The 15,137-nt window shown below is 65.4% G+C and carries 15 protein-coding genes and 1 pseudogene; 10 read left to right on the forward strand and 6 right to left on the reverse strand.

What is annotated here, in order from left to right:
- Positions 1 to 48 precede the first annotated feature (48 nt).
- The gene (gene rimO / locus BTJ49_RS00405; protein WP_113063410.1) at positions 49 to 1,365 is read right to left on the reverse strand and encodes a 30S ribosomal protein S12 methylthiotransferase RimO; all 1,317 of its coding nucleotides are present in this window, start codon (positions 1,363 to 1,365) and stop codon (positions 49 to 51) included.
- Between the two features lie 109 nt (positions 1,366 to 1,474).
- Between rimO and BTJ49_RS15375 the strand changes: the two genes are divergently transcribed.
- Together BTJ49_RS15375 and BTJ49_RS00425 are read left to right on the forward strand one after the other, a co-directional pair.
- The gene (locus tag BTJ49_RS15375) at positions 1,475 to 3,580 is read left to right on the forward strand and encodes a diguanylate cyclase (protein WP_168184615.1); all 2,106 of its coding nucleotides are present in this window, start codon (positions 1,475 to 1,477) and stop codon (positions 3,578 to 3,580) included.
- Positions 3,581 to 3,594: 14 nt separating this feature from the next.
- On the forward strand, positions 3,595 to 4,011 hold the full coding sequence (locus BTJ49_RS00425) for an HIT family protein (protein WP_113063411.1): 417 nt from the start codon (positions 3,595 to 3,597) through the stop codon (positions 4,009 to 4,011).
- Between the two features lie 28 nt (positions 4,012 to 4,039).
- On the opposite strand, the gene BTJ49_RS00430 is transcribed toward BTJ49_RS00425, so the two are convergent.
- The 3 genes from BTJ49_RS00430 to apbC all read right to left on the reverse strand — a co-directional run bounded on the left by BTJ49_RS00430 (position 4,040) and on the right by apbC (position 6,329).
- Positions 4,040 to 4,528, reverse strand: coding sequence for a hypothetical protein (locus BTJ49_RS00430; protein WP_240601672.1), 489 nt, complete (start codon positions 4,526 to 4,528; stop codon positions 4,040 to 4,042).
- 52 nt (positions 4,529 to 4,580) lie between these two features.
- Positions 4,581 to 5,147, reverse strand: coding sequence for a dCTP deaminase (gene dcd / locus BTJ49_RS00435; protein WP_113063971.1), 567 nt, complete (start codon positions 5,145 to 5,147; stop codon positions 4,581 to 4,583).
- A gap of 84 nt (positions 5,148 to 5,231) precedes the next feature.
- Entirely contained in the window at positions 5,232 to 6,329 is a 1,098-nt protein-coding gene (gene apbC, locus BTJ49_RS00440; protein WP_113063412.1) for an iron-sulfur cluster carrier protein ApbC, read from the reverse strand.
- 185 nt (positions 6,330 to 6,514) lie between these two features.
- On the opposite strand from apbC, the pseudogene BTJ49_RS00445 reads away from it, so the two are divergent.
- The 3 genes and pseudogenes from BTJ49_RS00445 to BTJ49_RS00455 all read left to right on the forward strand — a co-directional run.
- Positions 6,515 to 6,952, forward strand: a pseudogene (locus tag BTJ49_RS00445) (DUF2147 domain-containing protein); the annotation flags it as partial.
- Positions 6,953 to 7,180: 228 nt separating this feature from the next.
- On the forward strand, positions 7,181 to 9,250 hold the full coding sequence (metG, locus tag BTJ49_RS00450) for a methionine--tRNA ligase (protein WP_113063414.1): 2,070 nt from the start codon (positions 7,181 to 7,183) through the stop codon (positions 9,248 to 9,250).
- 10 nt (positions 9,251 to 9,260) lie between these two features.
- Positions 9,261 to 10,061 carry a hypothetical protein gene (locus BTJ49_RS00455; protein ID WP_113063415.1) on the forward strand — a complete coding sequence of 267 codons (801 nt, stop codon included), beginning with the start codon at positions 9,261 to 9,263 and terminating at the stop codon, positions 10,059 to 10,061.
- A 9-nt stretch (positions 10,062 to 10,070) separates the two neighbouring features.
- Here BTJ49_RS00455 and BTJ49_RS00460 read toward each other — a convergent pair whose 3' ends face one another.
- Complete coding sequence (locus BTJ49_RS00460) at positions 10,071 to 10,358, reverse strand: hypothetical protein (protein WP_113063416.1); 288 nt, start codon at positions 10,356 to 10,358, stop codon at positions 10,071 to 10,073.
- 67 nt (positions 10,359 to 10,425) lie between these two features.
- On the opposite strand from BTJ49_RS00460, the gene BTJ49_RS00465 reads away from it, so the two are divergent.
- The 3 genes from BTJ49_RS00465 (at position 10,426) to nth (ending at position 12,472) form a co-directional block, all read left to right on the forward strand.
- Complete coding sequence (locus BTJ49_RS00465; RefSeq protein ID WP_113063417.1) at positions 10,426 to 11,061, forward strand: RnfABCDGE type electron transport complex subunit B; 636 nt, start codon at positions 10,426 to 10,428, stop codon at positions 11,059 to 11,061.
- Entirely contained in the window at positions 11,058 to 11,729 is a 672-nt protein-coding gene (locus BTJ49_RS00470; protein ID WP_168184616.1) for a DUF2268 domain-containing putative Zn-dependent protease, read from the forward strand. Before BTJ49_RS00465 ends, BTJ49_RS00470 begins: the two co-directional genes overlap by 4 nt.
- Before the next feature lie 101 nt (positions 11,730 to 11,830).
- Positions 11,831 to 12,472, forward strand: a complete 642-nt coding sequence (gene nth, locus BTJ49_RS00475) for an endonuclease III (RefSeq protein WP_113063419.1) — start codon at positions 11,831 to 11,833, stop codon at positions 12,470 to 12,472.
- A 116-nt stretch (positions 12,473 to 12,588) separates the two neighbouring features.
- Here the strand turns inward: nth and BTJ49_RS00480 are convergent, their stop codons facing one another.
- On the reverse strand, positions 12,589 to 13,638 hold the full coding sequence (locus tag BTJ49_RS00480; protein ID WP_113063420.1) for a porin: 1,050 nt from the start codon (positions 13,636 to 13,638) through the stop codon (positions 12,589 to 12,591).
- A 267-nt stretch (positions 13,639 to 13,905) separates the two neighbouring features.
- Here BTJ49_RS00480 and BTJ49_RS00485 point away from each other — a divergent pair, with 267 nt between their 5' ends.
- Both BTJ49_RS00485 and rnt read left to right on the forward strand, forming a co-directional pair.
- Positions 13,906 to 14,403 (forward strand): hypothetical protein, encoded by a 498-nt coding sequence (locus BTJ49_RS00485; protein ID WP_113063421.1) that lies wholly within the window; start codon positions 13,906 to 13,908, stop codon positions 14,401 to 14,403.
- A 55-nt stretch (positions 14,404 to 14,458) separates the two neighbouring features.
- A complete protein-coding gene (rnt, locus tag BTJ49_RS00490; protein ID WP_113063422.1) occupies positions 14,459 to 15,118 on the forward strand; it encodes a ribonuclease T in 660 nt (219 codons plus the stop codon).
- The last annotated feature ends 19 nt before the right edge of the window (positions 15,119 to 15,137 follow it).

Genomic DNA, 15,137 nt, shown 5'->3' on the forward strand with positions numbered 1-15,137 from the left:
ACGTCCGCCTAAACGCCGTAGGCGCCCGTCGCGACGGGCGCCTGACCGTCAGACCAGGCGCGCATCCAGATCGTGCTGATCCGCATCTTCCACGCGCACCTGCACAAACTGCCCCGGCTTCAGGTCATGGCCGTCGGCAATGCGCACCACGCCATCGATTTCCGGCGCGTCGGCCGCAGAACGCGCCAGCGCGCCGCCCGTGCCGACCTCGTCCACCAGCACCTGCATGGTCTGTCCGATGCGGCGCTGCAGACGCTTGGCGGAAATCTCCGCCTGCACCTGCATGAAGCGCTCCAGGCGGTCTTCCTTCAGTTCCTCGTCGATCGGATCGGGCAGCGCGTTGGCCGCCGCACCGTCGACCGGCGAATAGGCGAACGCGCCGACGCGATCCAGCTCGGCCTCGCGCAGAAAGTCCAGCAGCTCCTCGAACTCGGCGTCGGTCTCGCCGGGAAAACCGACGATGAAGGTGCTGCGCAGGGTCAGCTCCGGCACCTCGCGGCGCCAGGCCTGCACGCGCTCCAGCGTGCGCTCGATGTTGCCGGGTCGCTTCATGAGCTTGAGGATGCGCGGGCTGGCGTGCTGGAACGGAATGTCCAGATACGGAAGGATCTTGCCCTCGGCCATCAGCGGCATCAGTTCGTCGACATGCGGGTACGGATAGACGTAGTGCAAACGGACCCATGCATCCAGTTCGGCCAGCCCCTCGCACAGCTCGGTCATGCGCGTGCGGTAGGCCTTGTCGCGCCAGACGTGCTCGGCGTAGCGCGTGTCGACGCCGTAGGCGCTGGTGTCCTGGCTGATGACCAGCAGCTCCTTCACGCCACCGCGCACCAGTTTCTCGGCCTCGCTCAGCACCTCATTCACCGGACGGCTGACCAGACGGCCGCGCATCGACGGAATGATGCAGAAGCTGCAGTTGTGATTGCAGCCCTCGGCGATCTTCAGATACGCGTAATGCTTCGGCGTCAGCTTGACGCCGGTGTCCGGCATCAGATCAACGAACGGGTCGCGGCGCGGCGGAAGCGCGGTGTGCACGGCATCCATGACGCTGGCGTAGTCCTGCGGACCGCTGATCGCCAGCACTTCCGGATAGGCTTCGCGGATCAGTTCCGAGCGCTTGCCCAGACAGCCGGTGACAATGACCTTGCCGTTCTCGTGCAGCGCCTCGCCGATGGCGTCCAGCGATTCCTGCACGGCAGCATCGATGAAGCCACACGTGTTGACCACGACGGCGTCGGCGGCGTCATAGCTGGGCACGATATCGTAGCCCTCGACGCGAAGCTGGGTCAGGATGCGCTCGGAATCGACCAGGGCCTTGGGACAACCCAGGCTGACGAAACCGACTTTCGGATGTTCTCTCGACATGAGCGTTCTTTGGTCGCGCGGAAGCAAACGATTTATTCTACAGGGGTTTCGGCCGGTCTTCCTGCCTTGCGTCTCGAGTACAATCGAGTCGCCCAGAAGGGGATGCAGCGTGCACGACACCACTCTCGCCCTGCCCGCTCGACCGCGCGCACCGCTGCGTGCACGTGTTCGCGCGTGGCTGATTGGTCTGAGCATGCTGTGCTGCAGCCATGCCGACGCCAGCGACCCGGTGGCTGCCAGCGTCGATTTTGCGCGCGCTGCACGCCCGGCCTCCGCCCTTCTGATCCAGCTCATCGACGCCTGCGAACCATGGTTGCGGGACCTTCCGCCGCTGCAGCGCGACGCCCTGTATCTGCAAGCCACGCTGCAGACCGCGCTCGGCGCGCCGCTGGATGCGGAACGCTCCTGGGAGCGCCTGTACGCACAAGCCGCGCAGGGAGGCGATCAGCGTACGCAACTGGCCGCATTGCATGCCCAGGGCGAGCTGCACACGCTGGATGGGAGCTACCGCGAACTGCACGCCTTGGGCGTCCGCATGCTGGGCTTGGCCGAGCAAGCGAACGCTCCGGCCTACACCGCCATTGCCTACAACCTGCTGGGCACGGCCGCGCGGCGGCACGGCCGACTGGTCGAGGCGGCCGACTATCATCAGCGCGCATTGACACTGCGCCGCAAACTGGACGATCGCGCAGGCGAAGCCGAGTCGCTCGCCAACCTCGGCACCACGCGACGTGACCAGGGTATGTTCGTCCGCGCCCTGGCCCTGCAGCACGATGCCCTGCAGATCCGTCTGCGACAGCCGGATCGGGCGCACCTCGATATCGCCTACCGCAACTTGGCGCTGCTGTATCGCGAACTGGCCGACACAGATCAGGCTCGCCTGCACTTCCAGAAGGCGCTGGAGGCTGCACGCATGCGCCCGATTCCCGCATCGCTGGCCAGCGTGCTCGGCAGCTACGCGGTCTTCCTCAACGACATCGGGGAATACGCCGAAGCGCGCCTTCACGCCAGCCAGGCGCTCAGCATGGATCAAAGTCTCGGGAACCGCGCCTATGTCGCGCTGGACCGACTGCAGCTGGGGCGCGCGTTGAACGGACTCGGTCGTCACGCCGAAGCCATCCCGCCACTGCAAGCCGCCCTGCAAGCCGGTCGCGAAACCGCACAAACCGAGGTGATCGCCGGAGCCCTGCTGACGCTGGCGCGCACCGACCTCGCAGGCAATGCCGTACAAGTGGCCAACACCCGCGTCGAAGAAGCCATCAACCTGCTCGAAGACGCTCGCATGATGCCGCTGTTGACCGACGCCTGGCATCTGCGCGAGCGCATCACCACCCGACTCGGCGACCAGGCTGGCGCCTTGCATGCGCTGCGCAAGTACACGCGATTGCGCGAAGACCTGGTCGGCACGCGCAGCGCGCAGCGCATCGCCGCGCTGAAGAGTCTCTATCAACGGCAACACTACGATGAACGCATTGAACTGCTGACCCGCGACAATGCCGAAAACCTGGCCCGCGCGCGGCAGCATCGCCGCACAAGAGATCTGGTCATAGCGCTGGCCCTGTCCCTGATCGCCCTGCTCGCCGTGATCTGGAACCGCTACCGTGCCACCTATCGGCTCAATCGCGAACTCGCGCACAAGCACCGCGAGGTCGAAAGCGCTCGCCATGCCCTCGAAGAGGTCAACGGCACCCTGCGCGAGCAGTCACGCAAGCTGTATCGTCTGGCCACGCGCGATCCGCTGACCGGCGTGTGCAATCGACGCCATATGCTGCAGAAGCTGGAGCGGCATATCGGTCGCGGGCGCGACGTATCGGTACTCCTGATCGACTTCGACCACTTCAAGCAAATCAACGATCGCCTCGGTCACCTGTTCGGCGATCAGGTTCTGTGCACCGGCACGCACAGCGTGCTCGAACACCTGGGACCCGGACAGCTGATCGGTCGCTTCGGCGGCGAGGAATTCCTCGTGGCCTTGTTCGACCTCTCCGCAGACGAGTCCGCGCGCATCGCCGAAACCCTGCGGCAGCACATGACTCGCGCCATGGCGCAGGTCAATCCCGAAGCGCAGAATCCGATCACCGTGAGCATCGGCATCGCCACACTTTCGGAGTGCGAGCCACGCACGCTGAAGGCACTGCTGGGCGCCGCCGATCAAGCCATGTACCAGGCCAAGGCGCACGGCCGCAACCGAATCTTCCGCCAGCAGAGCATCTGAGCACAGCCCACTTCATGAAGACTTTTTCGCTCGACACACGCCTGGAACAGGACACGCTGCCTGTCGCCGATCTCGACCTTTGCAGCGTTCGCCTGATGAACGACGCACGCTTTCCCTGGCTGATTCTGGTGCCGGCCTTGCCTGACCTGGAAGAGATCGACCAGCTCGACCTCGACCAGCGCATGCAGCTGCTCAAGGAAATCGGACAATGCAGCCACGCGCTGCGCGCCTGTGTCCAGGTGGACAAGCTCAATGTCGGCGCGCTGGGAAACATCGTGCGCCAGTTGCATGTGCACGTTGTCGCGCGCACGCAGGGCGACGACGCCTGGCCCGGTCCGGTGTGGGGAAGCGGCACGTCCCGACCCTATGACCGGGAACGTGCGTCGGCGCTCGTCCGCGCCCTGTCCGGGATGCTGAAACCCTCGCCCTAGCGAGCTGCCCGGTCTACCGAAGGCTGGCTCAGTTGCCGGTCGGGAAGTGATTTCCGCCGCGAGCGCTCTGATCCTTTATGCGATCCGGCAGCGGAGGACCGTCCTCGTGCTGCTGCAGCTGCGGGATGTCCTTCTTGTCCGTAATCGCCAGGCGCATCAGTTCGCCCTTCTTCTCGTAGTACACGGCAAACCCGTAATCGAGTTCCATGCGCGCCATCGCCATCAGGTGCTTCTTGTGGATCTTGGTTTTGTCACTGCGCTTGAGCAGCACTCGCTTGGGCAGCTGGCCCTGATCGCGCAGGTAGGCGAAATGGCTGCCCAGATCCATGGCCGAAAGCACCGCGCCGTCGAGCAGGAACTGCCCGCTCTTGTACGCCTCCACCGTTACCGGAAAATTCTTCGCGACCTGGGTCGCATCCGAACCCTTCACGCCGCTGCTGCAGGCGCTCACGAGCAGGGCGGCGGCGAGCATCGCCAGCAGGGCGGCACGCGACAGCAGGTGGTTTACTCGATTCATGTGCATGTTCTCCGACGGTGCAACGTCAATACAGTGTGCAGTGTAGCGCGGCTCAGGTACGCGGCAGGGTGACGCCGCGCTGGCCCTGATACTTCCCGCCGCGGTCGCGGTAGCTGGTCTCGCACTCTTCGTCCGACTCCAGGAACAGCATCTGCGCCACGCCCTCGTTGGCGTAGATCCGCGCCGGGAGCGGCGTGGTGTTGGAAAATTCCAGCGTCACGTGGCCTTCCCATTCCGGCTCCAGCGGCGTCACGTTGACGATGATGCCGCAGCGCGCGTACGTGCTTTTGCCCAGGCAGATCGTCAGTACCTTGCGCGGAATACGGAAGTATTCCACCGTGCGCGCCAGCGCGAACGAATTCGGCGGGATGATGCATTCGTCGGCCTTAACGTCCACGAAACTCCCGGCATCGAACGACTTGGGGTCGACGACGCTGGAATTGATGTTGGTGAAGATCTTGAACTCGTCAGCGCAACGCACGTCGTAGCCATAGCTGGAGGTGCCGTAGGACACCAGCTTGCGGCCATCGCGATCCTTGATCTGACCCGGTTCGAACGGCTCGATCATGCCGTGCTCCTCGGCCATGCGGCGGATCCACTTGTCGGATTTGATGCTCACGTGTGCGAAGTCCCGTGCAATGAAGGTCGGCGGCGATCCGCGCAACATACCTGCTCGCGCGAGACGTCGCCAGAATGAAACCGGTCAGTGCTGCGGCGGCGCGCCCTGCACCACCACCTTGCCCAGTCCCAGCGATTTGTTCCGCGGCCGCAGCGACAATCGCGCTGCGGTGTTGCGTGCGATCTCGCGGTAGCGCGCGGTCAGGTCGGACTCCGGCATCGCCACCACGGTCGGCGCGCCGCTGTCGGCCTGCTCGCGGATGCGGATGTCCAGCGGCAAGCTGCCCAGCACCGGCACTTCGTACTGCTCGCCCATGCGCGCCGCGCCACCCTCGCCGAAGATGTGCTCCTCGTGACCGCAGTTCGAGCACACGTGGGTCGCCATGTTCTCCACGATACCCAGCACCGGAACCTCGACTTTCTCGAACATCTTCAAGGCTTTGCGTGCATCCAGCAGGGCAATGTCCTGCGGCGTGGTGACAATCACCGCGCCGGCCACCGGAATCTTCTGCGCCATGGTCAGCTGGATGTCGCCGGTGCCCGGCGGCAGATCGAGAATCAGGTAGTCCAACGCGTTCCAGCGTGTGTCGTTGAGCAGTTGCGTCAACGCCTGCGTGACCATCGGGCCGCGCCAGATCATCGGCGTCTCTTCCTCGACCAGCAAGCCGATCGACATCATCTGCAGACCATGCGGCGTCTTCGGCTCGATGGTCTTGCCATCGGGCGAGTCCGGGCGGCCCTCGGCACCCAGCATGCGTGGCTGGCTGGGGCCGTAGATGTCGGCGTCCAGCACACCGACCCGCGCGCCCTCGGCAGCCAGCGCCAGCGCCAGGTTCGCACTGACCGTGGACTTGCCCACGCCACCCTTGCCCGAAGCCACGGCGATGATGTTCTTCACCCCCGCCAGCGGCGCCAGCTTGCCCTGCACCTGATGCGACTGCACACGGCTGGTGATCGAGACCACCGCGCTGTCGATCGCGGCATCGGCTTCCAGCGCCTCGCGCGCCCGGCGCGACAGATCCTCGCGCGCCCCCTGCACGGGGTAGGCCAGTTGCAGATCCACCGACACGCGCGCGCCGTCCACGCCCACGGCGCGAACACAGCCGCCGAGGCCGGCGCCGGTATGCGGATCGACGACACCGTCCAGGATCTTGCGAACCCGGTCTTGATCAAGAGCAGTCATGGGAGGTTTCACAGGCGAAGTTCACTCTCCATTATGCCGCAGACGTCAAGCCGGAGAGGCACGGATGGCACCCGGCATCGACTTCGATTGCAGCAGCCCTCTCCGCATGGCGCGATGCAGCTTGACCTGGCCGCCGGCACTGGGCACGCTCGAAGCCATACGTCTACGTATGGGAGGAGACGATCATGCTGTCCTTGCGCCAAACCCTCGCCACCGCCGCTTTGCTGCTCGCCAGCCTTCCGGCCCTGGCCGCCACCCACTCGCCCGTGGGCACCTGGAAGACCATCGACGACGACACCGGCCAGGCCAAGGCCATCGTCCAGCTCACCGAGCACAACGGCGTGCTGGAAGGCAAGATCCTGCAGGTGCTGAAGTCCGACGATGGCCCGCATCCGCTGTGCAAGAAGTGCGACGGCAAGCGCCACAATCAGCCCATCGAGGGCATGACCTTCGTCTGGGGCCTGACCCGCGACGGCGACGAGTGGGACGGCGGACGCATCCTCGACCCCAAGACCGGCAAGATCTACAAGGCCAAGATGGAACTCGTCGACGGCGGCCAGAAGCTCAAGGTTCGCGGCTACATCGGCTTCTCGCTGCTCGGGCGCACCCAGATCTGGCTGCGTCATGACATGCCGAAACCGGCGATGACGCCCGCACCGGCCGCCAGCCCGGACATGCACCCGGACGCGACAAGCGCCGACCAGGGCTGACCGCCTCGCGACACCCACACGAGGCCGGAGCGACGCACGCCACTCCGGCCTCATGCGTTTGCGTCATGCCTCCCGCGCTGGTCGGCGCTCGGCCGTCCCTGCCATAATGTGCTGCTTGACCCGCTGCACCGGAACGTGAGCATGAATCGCCGCATCCTGGCCACCTGCGCCCTCCCCTACGCCAACGGTCCGATCCACATCGGGCACATGGTCGAACACGTCCAGGGAGACATCTGGGTGCGCGCCATGCGCATGGCCGGAAACACCGTGCATTTCGTCTGCGCCGACGATGCCCACGGCACGCCGATCATGCTGCGCGCCGAGCGCGAGGGGATCACGCCCGAACAGCTGATCGCCGAGAGCAACACGCAGCACCAGGCCGATTTCCGCGACTTCGACATCGGCTACGACCATTATTCGAGCACCCACGGCCCGACCAACCACGCGTTGACCGTGCGCATCTACGAGGCGCTGCGCGACGCCGGCCACGTCGAGTCCAAGTCGATCCGCCAGTTCTACGATCCGGATCGCGACATCTTTCTGCCGGACCGCTTCATCAAGGGCGAATGCCCGAACTGCCACGCCAAGGACCAGTACGGCGACTCCTGCGAGGTCTGCGGCAAGACCTACGCGCCGACCGACCTGATCGAACCGTATTCGGTGATCTCCGGCGCGCGCCCGGTGGAACGCGATTCGGTGCACTACTTCGTCCGCCTGGGCGACTTCGAGCCGATGCTGCGCGAATGGCTGGCCGAACGCCGCGAAGCCGGCGGCCTGCAGGGCGAGGTCGTCAACAAGCTCGAGGAATGGTTCACCGACGGCTTGCGCAGCTGGGACATCTCGCGCGACAAGCCCTATTTCGGCTTCGAGCTGCCGGATGCGCCGGGCAAGTTCTTCTACGTCTGGCTCGACGCGCCGGTCGGCTATCTGGCCAGCTTCAGCGACTACGCCGACGCCAACGGCCTGGACAAGAACGCCTTCATCGAACGCGACGCGGCCGCCGAGGCCGGCACCGAGATGGTGCACTTCATCGGCAAGGACATCACCTACTTCCACACCCTGTTCTGGCCGGCCATGCTGCACGGTGCCGGGCTGCGCACGCCGACCGCGGTCAACGTGCACGGCTTCCTGACCGTGAATGGCGCGAAGATGTCCAAGTCGCGCGGCACCTTCATCAACGCGCGCACCTATCTGGATCATCTGGACCCGGACTACCTGCGCTACTACCTGGCCGCGCTGCTGGGGCCGACGCTGACCGACCTGGACCTGGACTTCAAGGCCTTCGAGGACCGCGTCAACTCGCACCTGGTCGGCAAATGGGTGAACATCGCCAGCCGCTGCGCCGGCTTCGTGCACAAGCTGTTCGACGGCAAGCTGGTCGCGACCATCGATCCCGAGCTGCGCCGGCGCTACGACGATGCCGTGACGCGCCTGGGCGCCTGCGCCGGCCTGTACGAGAAGCGCGAGTACGCGCACGCCATGCGCACCATCATGAGCGTAGCTGATGACACCAATGCCTGGATCGCCGAGCAGGCGCCGTGGAAGATGGCCAAGGACGACAGCCTGCGCGAGCAAACGCACCAGGTCTGCTCGATGGCGATCAACCTGTTCCGTCTGCTCAGCGCCTGGCTGAAGCCGGTCGTGCCGGCCACGGTGGCGCGCGCGGAAGCCTTTCTCGCCACCGAAACCGCCGCGTTCGCCGATGTGCGCGAACCGCTGACCGACCACGCGCTGGCTCCGTTCCAGCCGCTGATGACCCGAATCGACGCCAAGAAAATCGAAGCCATGATCGAAGACGCCAAGGAATCCCTCGCCCCCGCCGCCGCATCGGCGCCCGCTCCTGCTCCCGCGCCGGCCAAGGCCGAAGAGAAAGAGTCGGCCACTATCGGCATCGACGACTTCGCCAAGCTCGACCTGCGCGTCGGCAAGGTCGTGGTCTGTGAGCACGTCGAAGGCGCGGACAAGCTGCTGCGCTTCGAACTGGACGCCGGCGACCTGGGCACGCGCCAGATCTTCTCCGGCATCAAGGCCGCCTACCCGGAACCGGAGAAGTTGATCGGCCGCAACGTCGTCTTCATCGCCAATCTCGCCCCGCGCAAGATGCGTTTCGGCATGTCCGAGGGCATGATCCTGTCCGCCGGCGAAGGCGGCGCAGATCTCAACGTGATCGAGGTCGACGCCGCAGCCAAGCCCGGCGCCTCGGTGCGCTGAGTTCCGCGACATGCGTGGACGCCTCGCCCGCATCGCTGTCCGGCTCGGATCGAGCCTGCTGCTGATGTTCGCGGGCGTGGCGGCGCACGCTGCGGGCGCACCCGCAAAGCCCTGCGACGCATCCACTGTCGACGCCATCCTGCAGCGCGCCTACCCGCGACACGCTGCGCCCGATCACATCGACCGCCGCCGTGTGGTCTGCGCGGCGCGTCCTGCGCAGACCTGGCTGGCCGTGCCGCTGATGGCCCAGGCCTTGAATGCGCCGGATGAAGGATTTCGCAACGGCGACCTGGAACTGCTGGTCGCCGACCCGACCTCGCACCGCCTCATCGCACGATTGCGACTGAAGAACCGCATGGATGAAGACGCCATCGAAGTCGAGCGACTTTCCTTCGAACGGAAAGCGTACGACCTCGCCGCCGGCACCCGAGCGGTCGGCTTGCGCATCGAACGCGCCAACCGGTCGCGCATCAGCCCGCTCGGTGAAACGACGCTGTCCCTGGTCGTGCTCGATGGCGACCGACTGAAGCTGGTGCTCGACGGCCTGGTCGTGGCCCAGCACAACGGCGAGATCGACGGTCCCTGCAAGGCACGCTTCACGAACATCGAGCGACGCCCGGCCCTGTCCTCGTCACGCTTTCACGGCATGGCCAATCTCGACATCGCGGAAATCACCACGATCCGCTATCGCAGCCAAGGCCCCGGCGGCGCCTGCCGCGAACTGCGCAGCGAACGCAGCACGCGTCGTCGCACGATGGTCTACGACGGCCGCCGCTACCCCGTGCCGGTGAACTGGCAGCCGCTGAAGTAGCGTCGCCGATCAATTGCGCACGTAGGTGACGAAGAACCCTTCCAGATCGCCGTTCTCGTTGTAGGCCACCATCTGCGCGAAGTGATAGCCCTTGGCGGCGTACTCGGCGTGCGACTTGGTCAGCTTGCGCGCCATGTGGTTCTTGCGCATGCCGAACGTGGCGTCGACGAACACCGTGACGGTGCGCGGCTGATCGCCCGAACGAGAACGCGCAAAGGCGCCGGTGGCGACCAGTGAACCACCGATCAGGCAAGCCACGAGAAAGATCAGGGCGGCGATGGACAGTCTCGATTTCATGCTCGTGCTCCGTTGGGCGACAATGGACCGATCCTAACGGACTTGTTTCCGCGTGACTGACGATTCCATGAACCTCGCCGACCGCATCGACGCCCTGCTGCCACAGACGCAATGCGAGCAATGTGGCTACCACGGCTGCCGCCCCTACGCCGAGGCCATCGCGGCCGGCGATGCCGACATCAACCAGTGCCCGCCCGGCGGACAGGCTGGCATCGAGAAGTTGGCCGCGCTGCTGGATCGCGCCGCGAAACCACTGAACCCCGAGAACGGCGTCGAAAAGCCGCGCACGCTGGCACGGGTGATCGAGGCCGACTGCATCGGCTGCACCAAATGCATCCAGGTCTGTCCGGTCGACGCCATCCTCGGCGCCAGCAAGCAGATGCATACCGTGCTGAGTGACCGCTGCACGGGCTGCGAGCTGTGCGTGCCGGCCTGCCCGGTCGACTGCATCGCGCTGGACCCGATGCCGCCCGAGCAGCTCGATCAGGCGCACGCTGACGCCGCACGCGAACACTTCCGTCAGCGCGAAGCGCGGCTGGCGCGCAATCGCCGCGAACGCGAGGCCCAGCTCGCCGCACGCAAGGCGGCCATGCACGCACCGGCCGAACCCGCGACCGGCGACAACGGCATCCGCAAGACCATCACCCGCAACGCGGTGCAGGAAGCCATCGCCCGCGCCAAGACCAAACGCAAATCCTCGTGATCACGCCGCATTTCCTGCCCCAGGCCACGGCCCTTCCCGCGGAAGTGCGTGCATGCATCACCGCCATCTGCGCCGACTGCGAAAGCGAAGTGCGCCGATGGCTACCCGCTCTGGAGCAGGACATCGCCCTGCACTGCTCAACCGGACACCGGGTCATCCCGGCGCTGGGATACGGCGCGACGGCCCTGGACCGGCGCACGATCGTCTTCACGCTGGCCGAGGCCCCGGCGCACAGGCAACGGGCGATTGTCGCCGAACACCTGCGCCACACGCTGTTCCATGAATGTCATCATCTGGTCCGTGGATGGGTCCGGCAGGGCGGCGAAAGGCACCCGTCGTTCATCCATGGCGTCATCTGCGAGGGCCTGGCCAGCGCCTTCGAGCGCGATGCCGCGGGCCATGCGTCACCCTGGTGCAGCTATCCGGACGATGTGGACGCCTGGGTCGACGAACTGCTCGCCCTGCCCGCGCATGCCGACTATCGGCGTTGGATGTTCCACCACCCCGACGGTCGCCGCTGGATCGGCTACCGGGCGGGCACCTACATCGCCGATCGCGCCATCGAGCGCTCCGGCCGCGATGCGGCACAGCTGGCCGGTGCACCCTGCACGCGGATACTGGAACTGGCGGGACTGCCGCAACCGCGCCTCGGCACGCCACCGCACTGACGACACACCGTCTGCCGCAGGCTCCCGACATCTCGGCTTTGGCCGCACGCCCACGCCGTTTAGAATCGTCGTCCTGTGCAGCCGCCCGGAACCGCACCCGCATGAAGAAAGCCGATGTCGTCGAACTGTTCCGCCGCCTGCGCGAACTCGATCCGAATCCGACCACCGAACTCGAATACGACACGCCCTTCCAGCTGCTGATCGCGGTGATCCTGTCCGCACAGGCCACCGACGTGGGCGTGAACAAGGCCACGCGCAAGCTGTTCCCGAAAGCCGGCACGCCGCAGGCGATCCTGAAGCTGGGCGAGGAGGGTCTGAAGCGCTATATCAACACCATCGGGCTGTACAACGCCAAGGCCAAGAACGTCATCGCCACCTGCCGCATGCTAATCGAGCAGCACGGCGGCGAAGTGCCGCGCGATCGCGCCGCGCTGGAAGCGCTGCCGGGGGTGGGCCGCAAGACCGCCAACGTGGTGCTGAACACCGCCTTCGGCGAACCCACTATCGCTGTCGACACGCACATCTTCCGGGTCTCCAACCGCACCGGCCTGGCGCCGGGCAAGACCGTCAACGCAGTGGAGCAGAAACTGCTGAAAGTGGTGCCGAAGGAATTCATGCAGGACGCACACCACTGGCTGATCCTGCACGGCCGCTACGTGTGCAAGGCACGCAAGCCGGACTGCCCGCACTGCGTGCTCGCGGACCTGTGCCGCTTCAAGTCGAAGACCAAGGCCGACGCCTGAAAAAGGAAACGGCGGGCTGCCTGCCCGCCGTTTCTCCTTCCATGGGAATCTTGCTCGACGCAGGCGTCCTGCCTGCGGGACCATCGTGGTCCTTTTGTGTTGCAGCCTCGTGAAGCTTAGAACTTCACTTCGCCCCACACACCGATCTCGTCGGTCTTGGTGTTGGCGACGTGGATCGGCAGCGGCGTGGCGGCGGTGTAGTTTCCCTTCTCGTGCTTGTACACGGCGGCGAGCTTGAAGCCCTTGGTCACCTGGAACTCGACACCGGCGTTGTAGTAGGTGTCCTTCTTGGCCGAATCCAGATCCTTGCTCAGCTTGGCGTTGTCGTAGCGGGCAAAGGCGGTCACGCCGTCGGAGATACCGACGCTGGCCCACAGCGAGTAACCGTCGGCCTTGTCGGTGGTCGGGGTCATCACGTTGTTCCAGTTCTTGGCGTTGAAGTATTCGCCACCGATACGGAAACGCTTGCTGGCGTAAGCCACCATCAGATCGCCGCGCGAAGCGGTGTTCTGCGCACCCATGGTCTGGGTGTCCTGACCGCGCTTGCCGGAGTAGCCGCCGGCGGCGATGACCAGGCCATCGATGGGCATGATGGCCACGCGACCTTCGAAGTCAACGCTCTTGCTGCGACCCGGGTGCTTGTAGCCGCCACCGTTCACCACCGCTGCCTCATAGCTGAACATGCCGCGCTGACCGACCTTGCCGCCCAGGTGGATGCCCCAGTCGGCCGAGTTGGCGAAATGCAGGCGATCGGTAATGGTGTTTTCGACGTAGCGGAAACCGTACATGTTCTCGACGAACGGGATCCAGGGCATGTCGGCCGAACCGATGCGCAGCACGGCGGCGTCGCTGAACTTGCCCTGCACGTAGGCCTTCTTCACGAACAGATTGGTCTCACCGTCGTTCGACACGTAGTTGAAGTCGGTGGTCAGGTTGGCCGACCACACATCGTCGAACTGGTGGCTGACGCTGAGGTAGAAACGCTTGACGTCCGTGCCGGTACCGGTCTTGTCGGTCTTGCCGGTATCGCTGTTCTTCTGGTCGATGTGGGTGACATCGAAATACATCTTGCCGCCGATGGTGGTGTCACCGGTGGCGGCATGGGCGGTCACGCTGGCCGCGCTCAGGGCGACGGCGATAGCGGTGGCGACGAGTTTGCAACGCATGGGAAGGACTCCTTCGTTTGAATCTGCCGGCGAGCACGACACGGCGTCGTGCTACCCCTCGATGAGCATCAACGGTCTTGTTAAATCGCCGTGATGCCGCGCAGCATGACGGCGAAGTTTGACCGTTGTGTTGGCGATAGATGACGAATTGATGACAGCGAAACGCCCGACACCTCCCCGGACCGCACTGCAAAGGAACTGTCATGTTGCGCTGGCAGGCTCCACGTACGCACTGCGCGCCGCACGCGTGTCATCAAGGAGTTCACCGTGATCGCAACCCGCCCGCTTTCCCTGTTCCTCGTCGCCTGCCTTTCCGTGCTTTCGGTCTGCACCGTCGCCCATGCGCAGGCAAAGCCGAAATCGGCGCCGCTGGAGGAACGCATGTCGCATGCGGAATTCCTGCGCCTGGGACTGGACAAGCTGACGCCGGCGCAACTGAAGGCGCTCAATACCTGGCTGCAGACGCACGGCGAGCGCGGCCCGTCGATGGACGACTTCGTACCCGCACGCAGCGCACGTGCATCGCACGACGACACCGGCGACGCGGATATCCACTCCCTCATCGCCGGCACGTTCCGCGGCTGGGATTCCTACACGGTCTTCACGCTCGCCAACGGTCAGCGCTGGCGAGTCAGCGAGGACAGTCAGATGACCATGCACAGCATCGACAACCCGAAGGTCACGCTGCGCAAGGGTTTCCTGGGCAGCTGGCTGCTCAGCGTGGATGGCGCGCGGGAGAGCGTGCACGTGACACGCGTGCGCTGACCGCCCCGCTGGCGGCACAGTCCGGTCCGCTTGACCGGACTGGTATGCTGCGCCGATGGACACTACCTCCTCCAAGCCCGTGACCCGCATGGTCGATCGCTTCCGCGGGTTCCTTCCCGTGGTCGTGGACGTGGAAACCGGCGGTTTCGATCCGCAGCGCGACGCGCTGCTGGAAATCGCCGTGGCCGTCACACGCATGGACAACGAGGGCACGCTGCGTTTCGACCCGCCCGTGCTGGCACGCGTCCAACCCTTCGAGGGCGCCAATCTGGACCCGCGCGCGCTCGAAGTGACCGGCATCGACCCCGATCATCCGCTGCGCGCCGCCGTGACCGAACGCGAGGCGCTGGACATGGTATTCAAGCCGGTGCGCGAAGCGGTCCGCGCCAGCGGCTGCCAGCGCGCAGTGCTGGTCGGCCACAACGCCGCCTTCGACCTCGGCTTTCTCAATGCCGCCGTCAACCGCTGCAATCACAAGCGCAACCCGTTCCACCCCTTCAGCTGCTTCGACACCGCCACGCTGGGCGGCCTCGCTTACGGGCAAACGGTACTGAGTCGCGCCGTGCAGGCCGCCGGTTTCGATTTCGATGCGCGCGAAGCGCATTCGGCGGTATACGATACGGAACGCACTGCCCAGCTGTTCTGCACCATCGTCAACCGCTGGAAGGAACTGCAGGATCTGGAGCGCGACCACGTCGGCCTGCGCATGTCCTGACTGTTCACGCCCACGCATC

The organism is Oleiagrimonas sp. MCCC 1A03011 (genome assembly GCF_003267965.1).
GTDB lineage: Bacteria > Pseudomonadota > Gammaproteobacteria > Xanthomonadales > Rhodanobacteraceae > Oleiagrimonas > Oleiagrimonas citrea.

Coding starts and splice junctions, on each gene's coding strand:
- nth (WP_113063419.1), top strand. CDS start 11,831: ATGAAGAAAGCCGATGTCGTCGAACTGTTCCGCCGCCTGCGCGAACTC.
- BTJ49_RS00480 (WP_113063420.1), bottom strand. CDS start 13,638: ATGCGTTGCAAACTCGTCGCCACCGCTATCGCCGTCGCCCTGAGCGCG.
- metG (WP_113063414.1), top strand. CDS start 7,181: ATGAATCGCCGCATCCTGGCCACCTGCGCCCTCCCCTACGCCAACGGT.
- rnt (WP_113063422.1), top strand. CDS start 14,459: ATGGACACTACCTCCTCCAAGCCCGTGACCCGCATGGTCGATCGCTTC.
- apbC (WP_113063412.1), bottom strand. CDS start 6,329: ATGACTGCTCTTGATCAAGACCGGGTTCGCAAGATCCTGGACGGTGTC.
- BTJ49_RS00465 (WP_113063417.1), top strand. CDS start 10,426: ATGAACCTCGCCGACCGCATCGACGCCCTGCTGCCACAGACGCAATGC.
- rimO (WP_113063410.1), bottom strand. CDS start 1,365: ATGTCGAGAGAACATCCGAAAGTCGGTTTCGTCAGCCTGGGTTGTCCC.
- BTJ49_RS00425 (WP_113063411.1), top strand. CDS start 3,595: ATGAAGACTTTTTCGCTCGACACACGCCTGGAACAGGACACGCTGCCT.
- BTJ49_RS00430 (WP_240601672.1), bottom strand. CDS start 4,528: ATGAATCGAGTAAACCACCTGCTGTCGCGTGCCGCCCTGCTGGCGATG.
- BTJ49_RS00455 (WP_113063415.1), top strand. CDS start 9,261: ATGCGTGGACGCCTCGCCCGCATCGCTGTCCGGCTCGGATCGAGCCTG.
- BTJ49_RS00460 (WP_113063416.1), bottom strand. CDS start 10,358: ATGAAATCGAGACTGTCCATCGCCGCCCTGATCTTTCTCGTGGCTTGC.